General features: G+C 53.5%; 16 protein-coding genes and 1 pseudogene. 8 read left to right on the top strand and 9 right to left on the bottom strand.

Annotated elements, in window-relative coordinates; genetic code table 11:
* Positions 1 to 91: 91 nt before the first annotated feature.
* From OGW13_RS17555 to tilS, 4 genes and pseudogenes are all read left to right on the top strand, one after another.
* Positions 92 to 1,299, top strand: a protein-coding gene (locus tag OGW13_RS17555) for an IS3 family transposase (protein ID WP_109455549.1) whose coding sequence is annotated in 2 segments (ribosomal slippage) — positions 92 to 413 and positions 413 to 1,299 — 1,209 coding nt in all. Because the reading frame shifts where the segments join, the coding sequence is not laid out codon by codon here.
* A gap of 28 nt (positions 1,300 to 1,327) precedes the next feature.
* Positions 1,328 to 2,830 (top strand): annotated as a pseudogene (ldcC, locus tag OGW13_RS17550) (lysine decarboxylase LdcC); the annotation flags it as partial.
* Positions 2,831 to 2,895: 65 nt separating this feature from the next.
* Positions 2,896 to 3,285, top strand: a complete 390-nt coding sequence (locus OGW13_RS17545; protein ID WP_042997853.1) for a VOC family protein — start codon at positions 2,896 to 2,898, stop codon at positions 3,283 to 3,285.
* A 61-nt stretch (positions 3,286 to 3,346) separates the two neighbouring features.
* Complete coding sequence (tilS, locus tag OGW13_RS17540) at positions 3,347 to 4,654, top strand: tRNA lysidine(34) synthetase TilS (RefSeq protein ID WP_109739889.1); 1,308 nt, start codon at positions 3,347 to 3,349, stop codon at positions 4,652 to 4,654.
* 28 nt (positions 4,655 to 4,682) lie between these two features.
* Here the strand turns inward: tilS and rof are convergent, their stop codons facing one another.
* Complete coding sequence (rof, locus tag OGW13_RS17535) at positions 4,683 to 4,943, bottom strand: Rho-binding antiterminator (RefSeq protein WP_042323659.1); 261 nt, start codon at positions 4,941 to 4,943, stop codon at positions 4,683 to 4,685.
* Positions 4,930 to 5,130, bottom strand: a complete 201-nt coding sequence (locus tag OGW13_RS17530) for a YaeP family protein (protein WP_044327029.1) — start codon at positions 5,128 to 5,130, stop codon at positions 4,930 to 4,932. Before OGW13_RS17530 ends, rof begins: the two co-directional genes overlap by 14 nt.
* Before the next feature lie 187 nt (positions 5,131 to 5,317).
* On the opposite strand from OGW13_RS17530, the gene OGW13_RS17525 reads away from it, so the two are divergent.
* Genes OGW13_RS17525 through nlpE form a run of 3 tightly spaced genes read left to right on the top strand, consistent with a single transcriptional unit; the run spans position 5,318 to position 7,010 of the window.
* Positions 5,318 to 5,863 (top strand): YaeQ family protein, encoded by a 546-nt coding sequence (locus OGW13_RS17525; RefSeq protein WP_044267465.1) that lies wholly within the window; start codon positions 5,318 to 5,320, stop codon positions 5,861 to 5,863.
* Positions 5,860 to 6,279 (top strand): alternative ribosome rescue aminoacyl-tRNA hydrolase ArfB, encoded by a 420-nt coding sequence (gene arfB, locus OGW13_RS17520; protein ID WP_044255354.1) that lies wholly within the window; start codon positions 5,860 to 5,862, stop codon positions 6,277 to 6,279. Before OGW13_RS17525 ends, arfB begins: the two co-directional genes overlap by 4 nt.
* A 32-nt stretch (positions 6,280 to 6,311) precedes the next feature.
* On the top strand, positions 6,312 to 7,010 hold the full coding sequence (gene nlpE, locus OGW13_RS17515; protein WP_042997849.1) for an envelope stress response activation lipoprotein NlpE: 699 nt from the start codon (positions 6,312 to 6,314) through the stop codon (positions 7,008 to 7,010).
* A gap of 78 nt (positions 7,011 to 7,088) precedes the next feature.
* Here the strand turns inward: nlpE and OGW13_RS17510 are convergent, their stop codons facing one another.
* The 7 genes from OGW13_RS17510 to metN all read right to left on the bottom strand — a co-directional run bounded on the left by OGW13_RS17510 (position 7,089) and on the right by metN (position 13,555).
* Positions 7,089 to 7,913 (bottom strand): YaeF family permuted papain-like enzyme, encoded by an 825-nt coding sequence (locus OGW13_RS17510; protein WP_109739890.1) that lies wholly within the window; start codon positions 7,911 to 7,913, stop codon positions 7,089 to 7,091.
* Positions 7,914 to 7,966: 53 nt separating this feature from the next.
* Positions 7,967 to 9,685: a proline--tRNA ligase gene (proS, locus tag OGW13_RS17505; protein WP_042997847.1), complete on the bottom strand. Its 1,719-nt coding sequence runs from the start codon at positions 9,683 to 9,685 to the stop codon at positions 7,967 to 7,969.
* Between the two features lie 110 nt (positions 9,686 to 9,795).
* Positions 9,796 to 10,503 carry a tRNA (N6-threonylcarbamoyladenosine(37)-N6)-methyltransferase TrmO gene (gene tsaA, locus OGW13_RS17500; RefSeq protein WP_044255345.1) on the bottom strand — a complete coding sequence of 236 codons (708 nt, stop codon included), beginning with the start codon at positions 10,501 to 10,503 and terminating at the stop codon, positions 9,796 to 9,798.
* Positions 10,500 to 10,904, bottom strand: a complete 405-nt coding sequence (gene rcsF, locus OGW13_RS17495) for an envelope stress sensor lipoprotein RcsF (protein WP_042323642.1) — start codon at positions 10,902 to 10,904, stop codon at positions 10,500 to 10,502. The genes tsaA and rcsF overlap by 4 nt, the downstream gene beginning before the upstream one ends.
* 118 nt (positions 10,905 to 11,022) lie before the next feature.
* A complete protein-coding gene (gene metQ, locus OGW13_RS17490; protein ID WP_042997845.1) occupies positions 11,023 to 11,838 on the bottom strand; it encodes a methionine ABC transporter substrate-binding lipoprotein MetQ in 816 nt (271 codons plus the stop codon).
* A gap of 39 nt (positions 11,839 to 11,877) precedes the next feature.
* On the bottom strand, positions 11,878 to 12,531 hold the full coding sequence (locus OGW13_RS17485; RefSeq protein WP_042323638.1) for a methionine ABC transporter permease MetI: 654 nt from the start codon (positions 12,529 to 12,531) through the stop codon (positions 11,878 to 11,880).
* Positions 12,524 to 13,555: a methionine ABC transporter ATP-binding protein MetN gene (metN, locus tag OGW13_RS17480; RefSeq protein WP_042997844.1), complete on the bottom strand. Its 1,032-nt coding sequence runs from the start codon at positions 13,553 to 13,555 to the stop codon at positions 12,524 to 12,526. Before metN ends, OGW13_RS17485 begins: the two co-directional genes overlap by 8 nt.
* A 189-nt stretch (positions 13,556 to 13,744) precedes the next feature.
* On the opposite strand from metN, the gene gmhB reads away from it, so the two are divergent.
* The gene (gmhB, locus tag OGW13_RS17475; RefSeq protein WP_042997843.1) at positions 13,745 to 14,311 is read left to right on the top strand and encodes a D-glycero-beta-D-manno-heptose 1,7-bisphosphate 7-phosphatase; all 567 of its coding nucleotides are present in this window, start codon (positions 13,745 to 13,747) and stop codon (positions 14,309 to 14,311) included.
* Positions 14,312 to 14,459 lie beyond the last annotated feature (148 nt).

The following is a 14,459-nucleotide window of genomic DNA, read 5'->3' as shown; positions in this document are numbered from 1 at the left end:
TGATGTAGCCCCCTGAAACACCAGACAGTAGCTGTATCTCCAGATAAGAGATAGGCTTGAATATATGTCTAACACTAACGCCAATTTTGAGATGACCGGGATCCTGTTAGGGCAAGAAGTCCGTAAACGTAAAACTCCTCAGGAGAAGATCGCCATTATCCAGCAGACGATGGAGCCGGGCATGAATGTCTCCCATGTCGCCCGCCTGCATGGCATCCAGCCCAGCCTGCTGTTTAAGTGGAAGAAGCAATATCAGGAAGGCAGCCTCACCGCCGTTGCGGCCGGAGAAGAAGTTGTTCCAGCTTCTGAGCTTACTGCTGCTCTGAAGCAGGTCCGGGAGCTTCAGCGCCTGCTGGGCAAGAAGACGATGGAAGTTGAGATCCTGAAAGAAGCCGTGGAGTACGCTCAGTCGCGAAAATGGATAGCGCACGCGCCCTTGTTGCCAAAGGACGGGGAATAGCCCTGGTCAGCCGCACCATGGGCGTGTCGCGTGCGCAGCTGTCACTGCGAATTAACCGTTCTGCCGACTGGCAGGACAGGCGCTGTAACCGGCGTGATGACGAAGCAGACGCTGAAATACTGTCAGAGATCCTCGATATCATCAGCGATATGCCCAGTTACGGCTATCGCCGTGTGTGGGGCATCCTGCGTACGCAACGCCGTACAGAGGGACTGCCCCCCGTGAACGCCAAACGGCTTTACCGGCTTATGAGTGAGCATAATCTGCTGTTACTGCATGACAAACCAGAGCGGTCGAAGCGTGAACATAAGGGCAAAATCGCGGTGGCAGAAAGCGATATGCGCTGGTGTTCAGATGGCTTCGAGTTCGGCTGCGACAACGGTGAGAAGCTGCGGGTCACGTTCGCGCTGGACTGCTGCGACAGAGAAGCCATAGACTGGGCAGCGAGCACAGGAGGCTACGACAGTTCGACGGTGCAGGATGTGATGCTGAGGTCGGTGGAAAAGCGCTTCGGCGACGGGCTGCCGACCACACCGGTTCAATGGCTGACGGATAACGGTTCAGCATATACCGCGCATGAAACGCGGAGGTTCGCCAGAGAGCTGAATCTGGAGCCGTGTACAACAGCGGTGAGCAGCCCGCAGAGCAATGGCATGGCCGAACGATTCGTGAAGACGATGAAGGAAGACTATATCGCGTTCATGCCAAAACCAGATGTGAGAACAGCCCTGCGAAACCTTGCAGCAGCGTTCACACATTACAATGAAAACCACCCGCACAGCGCGCTGGGATATCACTCCCCGAGGGAATATCGGCGGCAGCGGACATCGTTAACTTAAGATACAAAAGCTGTCCGGAGATGGCGGGTCAAGATCAGTGACTAACGGCACCTCCACCTCAAACAAAATTGTGGGGATGTATGCCGCGCCAACCGGCAGTACGCTGTTGATTGACCGTAACTGCCATAAGTCGCTCGCGCATTTGTTAATGATGAGCGACGTCGTCCCGATTTGGCTGAAACCAACGCGTAATGCGCTCGGTATTCTGGGCGGCATTCCGAAGCGTGAGTTCACGCGCGAGAGTATTGCGAACAAAGTTGCCACCACGGCGCAGGCGCAGTGGCCAGTTCATGCCGTGATCACTAACTCGACCTATGACGGCCTGCTGTATAACACTAACTGGATCAAACAGACGCTGGATGTCCCCTCTATCCACTTCGATTCTGCCTGGGTGCCCTATACCCACTTCCATCCCATTTATCAGGGGAAAAGCGGGATGAGCGGTGAACGGGTGCAGGGCAAGGTGATTTTCGAAACGCAATCCACCCACAAAATGCTGGCGGCGCTATCGCAGGCGTCGCTGATCCATATTAAAGGAGACTATGACGAAGAAACCTTCAACGAAGCGTTTATGATGCACACCTCGACCTCACCGAGTTATCCGATTGTCGCCTCCATCGAGACGGCGGCAGCGATGCTGCGGGGAAATTCCGGTAAGCGATTAATCAATCGCTCTGTGGAGCGCGCGTTACATTTTCGCAAAGAAGTGCAGCGGCTACGTGAAGAGTCTGACGGTTGGTTCTTTGATATCTGGCAGCCGGAAGAGGTTGATGAAGCCGCGTGCTGGCCGGTGGCACCCGGTGAAGACTGGCACGGATTTACCGATGCCGACGATGACCATATGTTCCTCGATCCGGTAAAAGTCACGATCCTGACGCCCGGTATGAACGAGCAAGGGGAGATGAGTGACGAGGGGATCCCCGCCGCGCTGGTGGCGAAATTCCTTGATGAGCGCGGCGTGGTGGTGGAGAAAACCGGGCCGTACAATCTGCTGTTTCTCTTCAGTATTGGTATCGATAAAACCCGGGCAATGGGGCTGTTGCGTGGACTGACCGAATTTAAACGCTCTTACGATCTCAATTTGCGCGTGAAGAATATGCTGCCAGATCTGTATGCAGAAGATCCTGATTTTTATCGCAACATGCGTATTCAGGATCTGGCGCAAGGGATCCACCAGCTCATCCGCCAACACGATCTTTCCGGTCTGATGCTGCGTGCGTTTGATACATTGCCGGAAATGATCATGACGCCGCATCAGGCCTGGCAGCGACAGATCAAAGGCGAAGTCGAAACGGTCCCCCTCGATCAACTGGTGGGACGCGTGTCGGCGAATATGATCCTGCCATACCCTCCCGGCGTGCCGCTGCTGATGCCGGGAGAAATGCTCACCGAGCAGAGTCGCGCCGTACTCGATTTTCTGCTGATGCTCTGTTCTGTTGGTCAGCGTTATCCGGGCTTTGAAACGGATATTCACGGGGCGAAACAGGATGACGACGGCGTATACCTCGTACGAGTCTTAAAAACGGCATGACGACTTGCCTTCAGCGCTCCCGGGCGGGTAACGTGCTGATGATAAATAACGGAGATGAAGACACTATGCTGGGATTAAAACAGGTTCACCATATTGCGATTATTGCGACAGACTATGCCGCGAGTAAGTCCTTCTATTGCGATATTTTGGGGTTTACGCTGCTGAGCGAAGCCTATCGCGCAGAACGAGACTCGTGGAAGGGCGATCTGGCGCTGAATGGACAATATGTGATTGAGCTTTTTTCATTTCCTTTCCCGCCGGCGCGTCCAGGGCATCCGGAAGCCTGTGGCTTGCGCCATCTGGCGTTCAGCGTGGATAACCTGGATAATGCGGTAGCGCATCTGGAAGCGAATCACGTAAATTGTGAAGCCATCCGCATTGATCCCTTCACCAACAAGCGCTTCACCTTTTTTAAAGACCCGGATGGCCTGCCGCTCGAATTGTATGAGCAGTAAGGCTTGTTATTGTGACGATTGCCCGGTAACGTGCCGGGCAACGTCACTGTAAATAACCGCTATGACAACACTCACGCTGAACACCTCGCTTATCACTTCCCGACAGATACTGGTCGCCTTTAGCGGCGGTCTGGACTCTACCGTGCTCTTACACCAACTGGTGCAATGGCGGACGCAACAACCGACTCTCTCGCTTCGCGCCATGCACATCCATCATGGACTTAGCGCTCACGCCGATGAGTGGGTGGCACACTGTGAAGCCATCTGCGCGCAATGGCAGGTTCCGCTGGTGGTGGAGCGGGTCACGCTGGTGGACGCCGGGCTGGGAATCGAAGCGCAGGCCCGGCAGGCGCGGTATCAGGCATTTGCCGATGCGCTATTGCCCGGTGAGGTGTTGGTGACTGCCCAGCATCTTGACGATCAGTGTGAAACCTTTTTGCTGGCGCTCAAACGCGGCAGCGGACCGGCTGGGTTGTCTGCAATGGCGGAGAGTGCTGAGTTTGCGGGCACGTTACTCATTCGTCCGTTATTGACGCAACCCCGTGCGGCACTGGAGCAATGGGCAAGGCAACATCAGCTTCGCTGGATTGAAGATGAAAGCAATCAGGATGACGCCTACGATCGGAACTTCCTGCGTTTGCAGGTTCTGCCGCTTCTGCAACAGCGCTGGCCGCATTTCGCTGACGCCACGGCACGCAGCGCAGCGCTGTGTGCTGAACAAGAGAGTCTGCTGGATGAACTGCTTGCCGATGAACTGTCTTCTTGCACCACAGATAACGGCACGCTGGAGTTAACGCCGCTCATGGCGATGACCCGTGTCCGGCGCGCTGCGCTACTTCGCCGCTGGCTGGCGGCGAAAAATGCGCCGATGCCTTCACGCGATGGACTGGAACGTCTCTGGCAGGAGGTGGCGCTGGCGCGTGAAGATGCGTCACCGTGCCTGCGTTTCGGCGAGTACGAGGTGCGGCGCTTTCAGGGACAGCTGTGGTGGATTAAATCTGTTGTCGGACAAAGTGAGACAATACTGCCCTGGCCTCGCTGGCAGTTACCGCTCACGTTGCCTGCCGGGCTGGGCCATCTGCGGTTACTGGTGGGGGACGAATTACGCGCGCCTCATGAGGATGAGCGTGTCAGTATCCGTTTTAAAGCGCCGGGAATGCTGCATATCGTTGGCCGTAGCGGTGGCCGCAAGCTCAAGAAAATCTGGCAGGAGTTGAATGTACCTTCCTGGCGACGAGATACCACGCCATTGCTGTTTTACGGCGAAACGCTGATTGCGGCTGCAGGCGTATTTGTCACGCGTGACGGCGCGGCGGGTGAGGAGTCGGGGGTGAGACTGGTGTGGGATCAAATCGGTGGAAATACCTGATGGCGCAGCGCCACCAGGCAATATGGGTTCAGGATTCGCTAACCACCACGGTACCGATTTCCGGATGGCTGAAGCTGACAATTTTATCGAGACGAAGCTCGCGCGTTTCACCCGCAACCTCGGTGATTAGGTATTCCACGTTTTTCCGTGAAACCAAATCGTTGGCTTTCGCTTGCAAAACTTCACCATCTTTCAGTTCCAGCGTCAGTAATAAATGATGCTGGCAGGCGAGCTCAAGGTTGTCGTAGTCATCACAGTTGATGGGTTGGTATGTATCATTCATTGACATAATCGCTCACCAGTAAGTTCGCCGCAGCATACGCCGCCTTTTCCCTGACCGACTCTGAAAGGGCACTGTCTGCCGCCATTTCATTAAGCACCTTTAATACGCAACCCAGCGCATCCGGGATATACCCTAAGTCTCCGCTGGCGATTTCCGCATACCGCTTGCGTATTAACTCACAATATTTTTCCACATGCCCTCCTGTCAGCATTCTGACTTAACCGTGGATGCAAGTCTAAGCCTACGAAGATAAACTCTGTTTAGCAAGGTGACTATACCACAGCCATTCACGCAATATCAGCGCCTGATTGATGATCCCCGGACAGCCTTTTGGCTCCTTTTTCGCTACAATGGCTGCCTGATTCGAAAGGAGTTTTTCCATGGCGCTTAAAGCGACAATTTATAAAGCCGTCGTCAACGTGGCTGACCTTGACCGCAACCAGTTTCTTGATGCGGCGTTGACGCTGGCGCGTCACCCCTCTGAAACCCAGGAACGAATGATGTTGCGTCTGCTGGCGTGGATTAAGTATGCGGATGAGCGTCTCCAGTTTACGCGTGGCTTAAGCGCAGAGGATGAACCGGAAGCGTGGTTGCGTAACGATCATCTGGGTATCGACTTGTGGGTTGAACTGGGGCTACCGGATGAGCGCCGTATTAAGAAAGCGTGTTCGCAGGCTGCTGATGTGGCGCTGTTTGCCTACAATAGCCGGGCGGCGCAGATCTGGTGGCAGCAGAATCAAAGCAAATGCGCGCAGTTTTCGAATCTCACTGTCTGGTATCTGGATGATGAACAACTGACCCAGCTTAGCGCCTTTGCGAGCCGTACCATGACGCTACAGGCGACAATTCAGGACGGGGCGATCTGGCTGTCTGATTCTCAGAATAATCTGGAAATTCATCTGACGCCGTGGCAACAACCGGTATGATCGTTATTTCGCGGACTGTCTCGATCCCCGACGATGAGCTGGAGATCACCGCCATTCGCGCCCAGGGCGCAGGGGGACAGCACGTCAATAAGACCTCAACGGCGATACATTTGCGTTTTGACATTCGGGCCTCCAGCCTGCCAGAGTATTATAAGGACCGTCTGCTGGCTGCCAGCCATCATCTGATTACCGCTGATGGCGTGATGATTATTAAGGCGCAGGAGTACCGCAACCAGGAACTCAACCGGGAAGCGGCGATTGCCAGACTGGTAGCGGTTATAAAAGAGCTCACCGCAGTACAAAAAAGCCGACGCGCAACCCGACCGACGCGGGCATCGAAAGAGCGAAGATTAAACTCGAAGGCGCAGAAATCCTCAGTAAAAGCCCTTCGCGGTAAAGTCCGTCGTGATGACTGACGGGCAGGAATAAAATGTGATAGGGAGTCAGGGTGAAAAAAACACTACTTTCAGCGATGGCGGCATTTACGCTCTTCGCATTGATTGGCTGTAACAACCGTTCAGAGGTTGATGTTATCCAGCCGACTCAGGTTGCAGAATTAAAACCGATGCAGCAAAGCTGGCGGGGCATTCTGCCTTGTGCAGACTGCGAGGGTATTGAGACCTCACTGTTTCTGGAGAAAGATGGCACATGGGTAATGAACGAACGCTATCAGGGCGTGCGTGAAGAGCCGTCTTCTTTTGCTTCCTACGGCACCTGGGCGCGCACGGCCGATAAACTGGTGCTGACCGACAGTCAGGGTGAGAAGTCTTATTATCGCGCGAAAGGCGAAGCGCTGGAGATGTTGGATCGGGAAGGCAATCCGGTTGAATCACAGTTTAACTATACGCTTGAACCGGTGAAATCCAGTTTGCCGGTAACGCCAATGGCGATGCGTGGCATGTATTTCTATATGGCGGATGCCGCGACCTTTACCGACTGCGCAACCGGAAAGCAGGTTTCTGTTGCCAGTAACGCAGAACTGGAACGCGGTTATCTTGCGGCGCGTGGCACCAGTGAGAAACCGGTGCTGTTGTCCGTCGAAGGGCACTTCACGCTGGAGGCGAATCCGGATACCCATGAGCCGGTGAAAACGCTGATGGCCGATAAAGAGATTAAATTTATTCCGGGTAAGAGCTGCACCGACTGAGTGATGGACTCAATGATAGCTGTCCGGGTGACTGGACAGTTATCGTCTTACCCGCAGTTTTGCTATTGTGTATCGCGCTTAACGCGTCAGTCCTACAAAACGTCCCGTCTTGATATAAATCCCTAACTTCAAATGACCGACATAGCGTAGCTGCGTTTCTGGCTTAAATGCGGCAACGTCGCCTTCCCGCATGTGCATCAGGTCAGCAGGGCTGATCCAGCCCGATTGCGCCAGGGTTAGCGGATGTCCCGCTTTGGTAAACGCATCAGTGACGAATTCGGAGCAAAACCACGCCGTTTTTTCTCCCTCGCGGGCATCGCTCAACTGCGCTTTCGCCAGCCCGCTGACGCACTGTTGCCGGAAATCCGCAGAGAAGGGGTTTAGCGAACACATCTGGCGAGTCACCATAAACGGAATGAATTCCACGATACCGCGATAGTTATAGCCGCTGTCTTTGATTTTATAGGCGAAGGTTTTGATCTCAGCGGCCTGTTGCGGGGTCAGCTCCGGGACTCTCAGGGCAAAAAGTTTATCACTGTGTTTCATCGCCTGTTTGAGTGACACGATTTGTACCCCAGCGCCGGTGGTTTCTGCGACTTCATTATCGCCCAGATAGACGGCAACATGGCTTACGGAAGCATTGCTGAACGCGCGGATGCCTAATGAGGTCACCCCGAGGCTGGAGGAGAACAACAGATCGCCTGGCTTAAGGTCGGTATCGGTAATTTCGACGAGTGCTTTATTCGTGAATGAGCTCTGGCGCTGGAATGTAACCGCCCATTTTTTGGATTGTGCATCAATGGCGGCGGCGGATTTATTCGGTGGGCTGACGTCAACGGTGCAGGCCGAAAGCAAAAGAAGGCAAGGGAGGAACAGGCGGTAATACGCCGTGTGTTTAGCCATTTTATACAATCCATGTAAAAAAGAGGCCCTGAAAATCAGAGCCTCTTATGACATCAGCCTTTAATCTGTTTAACCAGATAGTTGACGATGTCGCCGGTTTTTATCAACTGTTTCTCGCCATTGCGACGGTATTTGTATTCAATATCGTCGTTGTCGAGGTTACGGTCGCCCAGCACGATAGTGTGCGGAATACCGATCAGCTCCATATCGGCGAACATCACGCCTGGGCGCTCTTTACGGTCGTCCATCAGCACTTCGATGCCCTGCGCACGCAGTTCGGCATACAGTTTTTCCGCCAGTTCCTGCACACGATAGGACTTGTGCATGTTCATCGGCAGAATCGCCACCTGGAACGGCGCGATAGCGTCAGGCCATACGATCCCGCGCTCGTCGTAGTTCTGCTCAATAGCCGCTGCTACCACGCGTGTGACCCCGATACCGTAACAACCCATGGTCAGGATCTGGTTGCGGCCATCTTCACCCTGGACGGCGGCTTTCATTGCTTCCGAGTACTTGGTGCCTAACTGGAAGATATGACCGACTTCGATACCGCGTTTGATCAGCAACGTGCCTTTTCCATCCGGGCTTGGATCGCCGGCGACGACGTTACGGATATCAGCGACTTCCGGGGTTGCGACATCGCGATCCCAGTTAATGCCGAAGTAATGCTTACCATCCACGTTAGCGCCTGCCGCGAAATCACTCATTGCGGCAACGGTACGGTCAATAATCACCGGCACTGGCATGTTTACCGGGCCCAAAGAACCCGGACCGGCATTCACCAGCGCGCGGATCTCTTCTTCGGTTGCAAACGTCAGCGGGCTGGCAACCTGCGGCAGTTTTTCCGCTTTGACTTCGTTCAGCTCGTGATCGCCGCGAACCAGCAGTGCGACCAGCGGAGACTTGCTGTCTTCCACGGCTTTCACCAGCAGGGTTTTCACGGTTTTCTCGATTGGCAGACTAAACTGCTCAACCAGCTCGGCGATGGTTTTTGCGTTCGGCGTATCAACCAGCGTCATTTCTTGCGTTGCAGCGGCGCGCGGCGCTTTTGGCGCAACGGCTTCCGCAAATTCAATGTTGGCCGCGTAGTCAGAGGAATCAGAGAAGATCACATCGTCTTCGCCGCTCTGTGCCAGTACCTGGAATTCGTGCGAGGCGCTACCGCCGATAGAACCGGTGTCAGCCTGTACCGCGCGGAAATCCAGCCCCATGCGGCTGAAGATCTTGCTATAAGCCGCGTACATCGCGTCGTAAGTTTCCTGCAGAGATTCCTGAGAAGTATGGAAAGAGTACGCATCTTTCATCAGGAATTCACGGGAGCGCATCACGCCGAAACGCGGACGCACTTCGTCACGGAATTTAGTCTGAATCTGGTAGAAGTTCAGCGGCAGCTGTTTGTAAGAGCTGAGCTCGTTACGAATCAGATCGGTGATCACTTCTTCATGCGTTGGGCCAAGTACGAACGGACGATCGCCACGGTCAGCAATACGCAGCAGTTCCGGACCGTACTGTTCCCAACGACCACTCTCTTGCCACAGTTCAGAAGGCTGAACCACCGGCATTAACACCTCGATCGCACCGGCGTTGTTCATCTCTTCACGCACGATGTTCTCAACTTTTTTCAGGACGCGCACGCCGGTCGGCAGCCAGGTGTATAACCCGGAGGCCAGCTTGCGGATCATCCCGGCGCGTAGCATCAGCTGGTGGCTGATCACCTCGGCGTCGGCAGGTGTCTCCTTCAGAGTGGAGAGCAGATATTGGCTAGTACGCATGTTGTTACGGTTCCAGTTGAACGATCGAACAGGCTCAATGTGAGCCTGACACAAAAAAAGTAACTCAGTTTACCAGCGAGAAAGGGATGTCAAAAGAGAAGGGCGTGAAATTAGCGGGGTTCAAGCGCAAAGACTTCAAAACCCGTCTCGGTTACGCGCCAGCGCACGTTGAAATCATGCAGCCAGACAGCATAATTTTTACCGGTCTCTTCTCCTTTTCGATAGGCAGGACGCGGATCCTGCGCCAGCACATCACGAATAAACGTCTTCAGCAGGGGATAACGTTTTTCCAGCGCGGGAAACTGTTGCTCAATCTCGTCGGTAAAACTCACCGACATTTCGGCTTGCGGTGCCTGTTGCGCATAGCTGGCGGTCGCATTCGGTAGCGATTCCGCGAACGGCAGGTAAGGCTTGATATCGATGACCGGCGTACCGTCAACCAGATCCAGACTGCCCAGTTGCAGAATGACCTGATCTTTCTGACAGACAACGCCTTTCAGTTCAACCAGCGACATGCCGACGGGATTGGGGCGAAATGTTGAGCGCGTAGCAAATACGCCCATCCGCGCATTGCCGCCAAGACGAGGCGGGCGCACGGTGGGGTGCCATCCCCCTTCCATCGTCTGATGGAAAACAAAGATCACCCATAAGTGGCTGAATGCTTCAAGACCGCGTACCGCATCGGCCTGATTGTAAGGAGACAGCAGGTGCAGTTCGCCGTTGACGCTTTTTACCAGCCCTGGCTGGCGGGGAACGGCGAACTTCTCTTTGTAAGGCGAGCGAATGACACCGATTTGCTCAAACTGAAAATGACTCATTTAGCCGAGATGTTGAGCGCAGAACCAATGCAGACAGCCTGACGATAACAACCCGGCGTCCCGCTGGTGACTTCACAGCTATGCAGTAACACGGCATTGGCTTTCATTTTTGACGCATTAATCTGCATGCGTTTACGTGCTGTCGGGATGTTCGGCGGAGAGTCCTGGTTAGAGGCCTGACAGGATTCACCGGTCACTTCACCGAGATCGCGGAACGGCTTGCCGACCAGATCTTCAGCATTGGTGTAAATTCTGACGGGAACAGCGCGCGGCGCTTTCGGTTTTTCCGGCTCCGCTTTTGGCGGGGTTGCGGTGCTTTGAACGGGTTCAACAGGGGATCTGCTTAGCATGGAACAGCCGCTCAGCATGAGTGCCAATAAACAGATCGGTAAAGCACGCATAATATTTCCTCAATGAATGATCTAACTGTCACATATTGAATCAGGAGCTTGCATAAATGACAAGACGGGCAAACGCCCGTCCTGAATGATATTACAGATTGTGAAAAGCGCCTAAAAATTACCAGCCCTTAACAGCACCACCGTTGAAGACTTTATTGGCGGCTTCGTAAACTTCGTCAGACTGATAGGCCTGAACGAATTTCTTCACGTTCTCCGCGTCTTTGTTATCTTCACGGGTCACGATCAGGTTGACGTACGGGGAATCTTTATCTTCAACGAAGATACCGTCTTTCGCCGGCGTCAGGTTGATCTGGCTGGCATAAGTGGTGTTGATTACCGCCAGAGCAATTTGCGCATCGTCAAGAGAACGCGGCAACTGAGGGGCTTCCAGTTCAACAATTTTCAGATTTTTCGGGTTCCCGACGATATCCAGTGAGGTCGGCAGCAGACCCACGCCATCTTTCAGTTTGATCAGACCGACTTTTTGCAGCAGCAGCAGAGAACGGCCCAGGTTGGTTGGATCGTTCGGAACCGCTACCTGCGCGCCATCCTGAAGCTCATCCAGAGATTTGATTTTTTTAGAGTAGCCCGCAATCGGATAAACGAAGGTATTGCCTGCGGCAACCAGCTTGTATCCGCGATCTTTGATCTGCTGATCCAGATACGGTTTGTGCTGGAAGGCGTTGGCATCGATATCGCCTTTGCTCAGCGCTTCGTTCGGCAGAACGTAGTCATTGAAGGTCACCAGTTCGACGTCCAGACCGTATTTTTCTTTCGCAACTTTTTGTGCGACTTCAGCTACCTGCTGTTCCGCACCGACAATCACGCCGACTTTGATGTGGTTTGGATCTTTTTCATCCTGACCGCAACCCACGAGTGCCAGAGAACCAATCAGGGCGCCGACTGCCGCAATGGTTTTGAATTTGAACGCCATGCTTATTTCCTTAATGTGATAATTGTGTTTTGTAGAACGTTACTTGTGCGTCACAGTCCGGACGATGCGATCGCCCGCGAACTGAATTAAATAAACCAGAACAACGAGTAATACCAGTACCGTATTCATAACAGTAGCATTGTATCCAATATAGCCGTACTGATAGCCGATCTGTCCAAGGCCGCCCGCACCCACGGCACCGCCCATGGCGGAATAACCAACCAGGGTAATCAGCGTAATTGTCGCAGCGTTTACCAGCCCTGGCAGGGCTTCTGGCAGCAGCACCTTACGTACAATTTGCAGCGGTGTTGCGCCCATTGCGCGGGACGCTTCAATCAGGCCGGTCGGGATTTCCAGCAGGGCGTTTTCCACCATACGGGCGATAAACGGTGCCGCGCCGACGGTGAGCGGAACAATGGCAGCCTGCAAACCGATTGATGTCCCGACAATCACACGAGTGAACGGAATCATCCATACCAGCAGAATAATGAACGGAATCGAACGGAAGATGTTCACAACCGCAGACAGTGTGCGGTAGAGCTTCGCGTTCTCAATGATTTGCCCGGGACGCGTGACGTACAGCAGCACGCCAACGGGAAGACCAATCACAAAACCAAAGAACCCGGATACGAAGGTCATCGCCAGCGTTTCCCAGACGCCACGAACCAGCAGCCACATCATCGGCTCAGACATAACCCAGTACCTCTACTTTTACATGGTGTTCCTGCAGCCAGGCGATCGCGGCTTGCGTTTCTTCTTGTGTGCCGTGCATTTCAGTCAGCATGATGCCGAACTTCACGCCGCCGGCGTAATCCATCTGCGCGCTAATAATGTTGTTATTCACGTTAAAGCGGCGCGCTGTTTCGGAAAGCAGCGGCGCATCCACCGACTGACCGGTGAATTCCATGCGCAACATCGGGACGCTGTCGGTCGTCGATTCCGCTTTGAGGCGTGCCAGATAATCTTCCGGAATATCCAGATGCAGTGTGGACTGAATAAATTTCTGCGCCAGGGGCGTTTTCGGGTGGGAAAACACTTCGCTGACGGTATCTTGCTCAATCAGCTCACCGTTGCTGATGACGGCTACGCAGTCGCAGATGCGTTTCACCACGTCCATTTCGTGCGTGATCAGTAGAATGGTCAGGCCAAGGCGACGGTTAATGTCTTTCAGCAGTTCAAGAATGGAGCGAGTAGTGGCTGGGTCCAGCGCACTGGTCGCTTCATCACACAGCAACACTTTTGGCTGACTTGCCAGTGCACGGGCGATAGCGACACGCTGTTTCTGACCACCAGACAGATTCGCAGGGTAGCTGTCGTGCTTATCACCCAGGCCAACGAGATCGAGCAGTTCCGTCACGCGGCGCTTAATTTCTTCTTTTGGGGTGTTATCGAGTTCCAGCGGCAGCGCGACGTTACCAAAAACGGTTCGGGAGGCCAGCAGGTTGAAGTGCTGGAAAATCATGCCAATCTGACGACGCGCCTTAGTCAGTTCAGATTCTGATAGCGTCGTCAGTTCCTGTCCGCCAACCTGAACGCTTCCTTCTGTCGGGCGCTCCAGCAGGTTTACACAGCGGATCAGCGTACTTTTACCTGCGCCTGAGGCACCGATAACGCCATAAATTTGTCCGGCAGGAACATGCAGGCTAACGTTATTCAACGCCTGAATGGTGCGGGTCCCCTGATGGAACACTTTGGTGATATTCGAAAGTTTAATCATTGATTATTTATTATCGTAATGAAGTTACCGTGGCATTTTCGTCTGTCTGATGCGGTCAAAAGCCGTCAACAAAATGGATGTTAAGGCATCCAGACGTCTAAATCAATCAGGGTTTCTACGATGAGCACTTTCTTGCCTGCCGAAACATGCGATACTAGCGCCACATGCCTTATTCAGGAGCTATAAAAGGTGGCAAAGTCCGTACCCGCTATTTTTCTCGACCGTGACGGCACAATTAATGTTGATCACGGCTACGTACACGAAATCGACGAGTTCGAATTTATCGACGGTGTTATTGATGCTATGCGCGAGCTTAAAACACTGGGCTATGCGCTGGTAGTTGTCACCAACCAGTCAGGGATTGCGCGCGGCAAATTTACCGAAGCGCAGTTTGAAACATTAACAGAGTGGATGGACTGGTCACTGGCCGATCGCGATGTCGACCTCGACGGTATCTATTATTGTCCACACCACCCGCAAGGCAGTGTGGAAGAGTATCGCCAGGTTTGTGATTGTCGTAAGCCGCATCCCGGTATGCTTATCTCGGCCCGCGATTTCCTGCACATTGATATGGCCGCGTCTTATATGGTGGGCGACAAATTAGAAGATATGCAGGCTGCGGCTGCGGCAGGAGTCGGGACAAAAGTATTAGTGCGAACCGGCAAGCCCATTACTGCGGAAGCAGAAAATGCGGCAGATTGGGTATTAAATAGTCTTGCTGATCTGCCATCGGCGATAAAAAAGCAGCAAAAATAAGCATTGTGGTTAAAAGGTGAGCGGTTGAAATAAAACTGCATTTTTCCGCTTGTCTTCCTGAGTCGACCCCCTATAATGCGCCTCCATCGACACGGCGGATGTGAATCACTTCACACAAACAGCCGGTTCGGTTGAAGAGAAAAATCCT

Origin of the sequence: Citrobacter sp. Ca225 (assembly GCF_030337175.1) — a bacterium.
GTDB lineage: Bacteria > Pseudomonadota > Gammaproteobacteria > Enterobacterales > Enterobacteriaceae > Citrobacter_A > Citrobacter_A amalonaticus.
The sequence above is the reverse complement of the archived record's forward strand: the minus strand, read 5'-3'. Positions and strand labels throughout refer to the sequence as shown.

Excerpts from the sequence above, each read along its gene's own strand:
- tsaA (WP_044255345.1), bottom strand. The coding sequence starts at position 10,503 with ATGAGTCATTTTCAGTTTGAGCAAATCGGTGTCATTCGCTCGCCTTAC.
- OGW13_RS17510 (WP_109739890.1), bottom strand. The coding sequence starts at position 7,913 with ATGGCTAAACACACGGCGTATTACCGCCTGTTCCTCCCTTGCCTTCTT.
- arfB (WP_044255354.1), top strand. The coding sequence starts at position 5,860 with ATGATCGTTATTTCGCGGACTGTCTCGATCCCCGACGATGAGCTGGAG.
- proS (WP_042997847.1), bottom strand. The coding sequence starts at position 9,685 with ATGCGTACTAGCCAATATCTGCTCTCCACTCTGAAGGAGACACCTGCC.
- metQ (WP_042997845.1), bottom strand. The coding sequence starts at position 11,838 with ATGGCGTTCAAATTCAAAACCATTGCGGCAGTCGGCGCCCTGATTGGT.
- metN (WP_042997844.1), bottom strand. The coding sequence starts at position 13,555 with ATGATTAAACTTTCGAATATCACCAAAGTGTTCCATCAGGGGACCCGC.
- rof (WP_042323659.1), bottom strand. The coding sequence starts at position 4,943 with ATGTCAATGAATGATACATACCAACCCATCAACTGTGATGACTACGAC.
- OGW13_RS17525 (WP_044267465.1), top strand. The coding sequence starts at position 5,318 with ATGGCGCTTAAAGCGACAATTTATAAAGCCGTCGTCAACGTGGCTGAC.
- tilS (WP_109739889.1), top strand. The coding sequence starts at position 3,347 with ATGACAACACTCACGCTGAACACCTCGCTTATCACTTCCCGACAGATA.
- rcsF (WP_042323642.1), bottom strand. The coding sequence starts at position 10,904 with ATGCGTGCTTTACCGATCTGTTTATTGGCACTCATGCTGAGCGGCTGT.
- OGW13_RS17545 (WP_042997853.1), top strand. The coding sequence starts at position 2,896 with ATGCTGGGATTAAAACAGGTTCACCATATTGCGATTATTGCGACAGAC.
- OGW13_RS17485 (WP_042323638.1), bottom strand. The coding sequence starts at position 12,531 with ATGTCTGAGCCGATGATGTGGCTGCTGGTTCGTGGCGTCTGGGAAACG.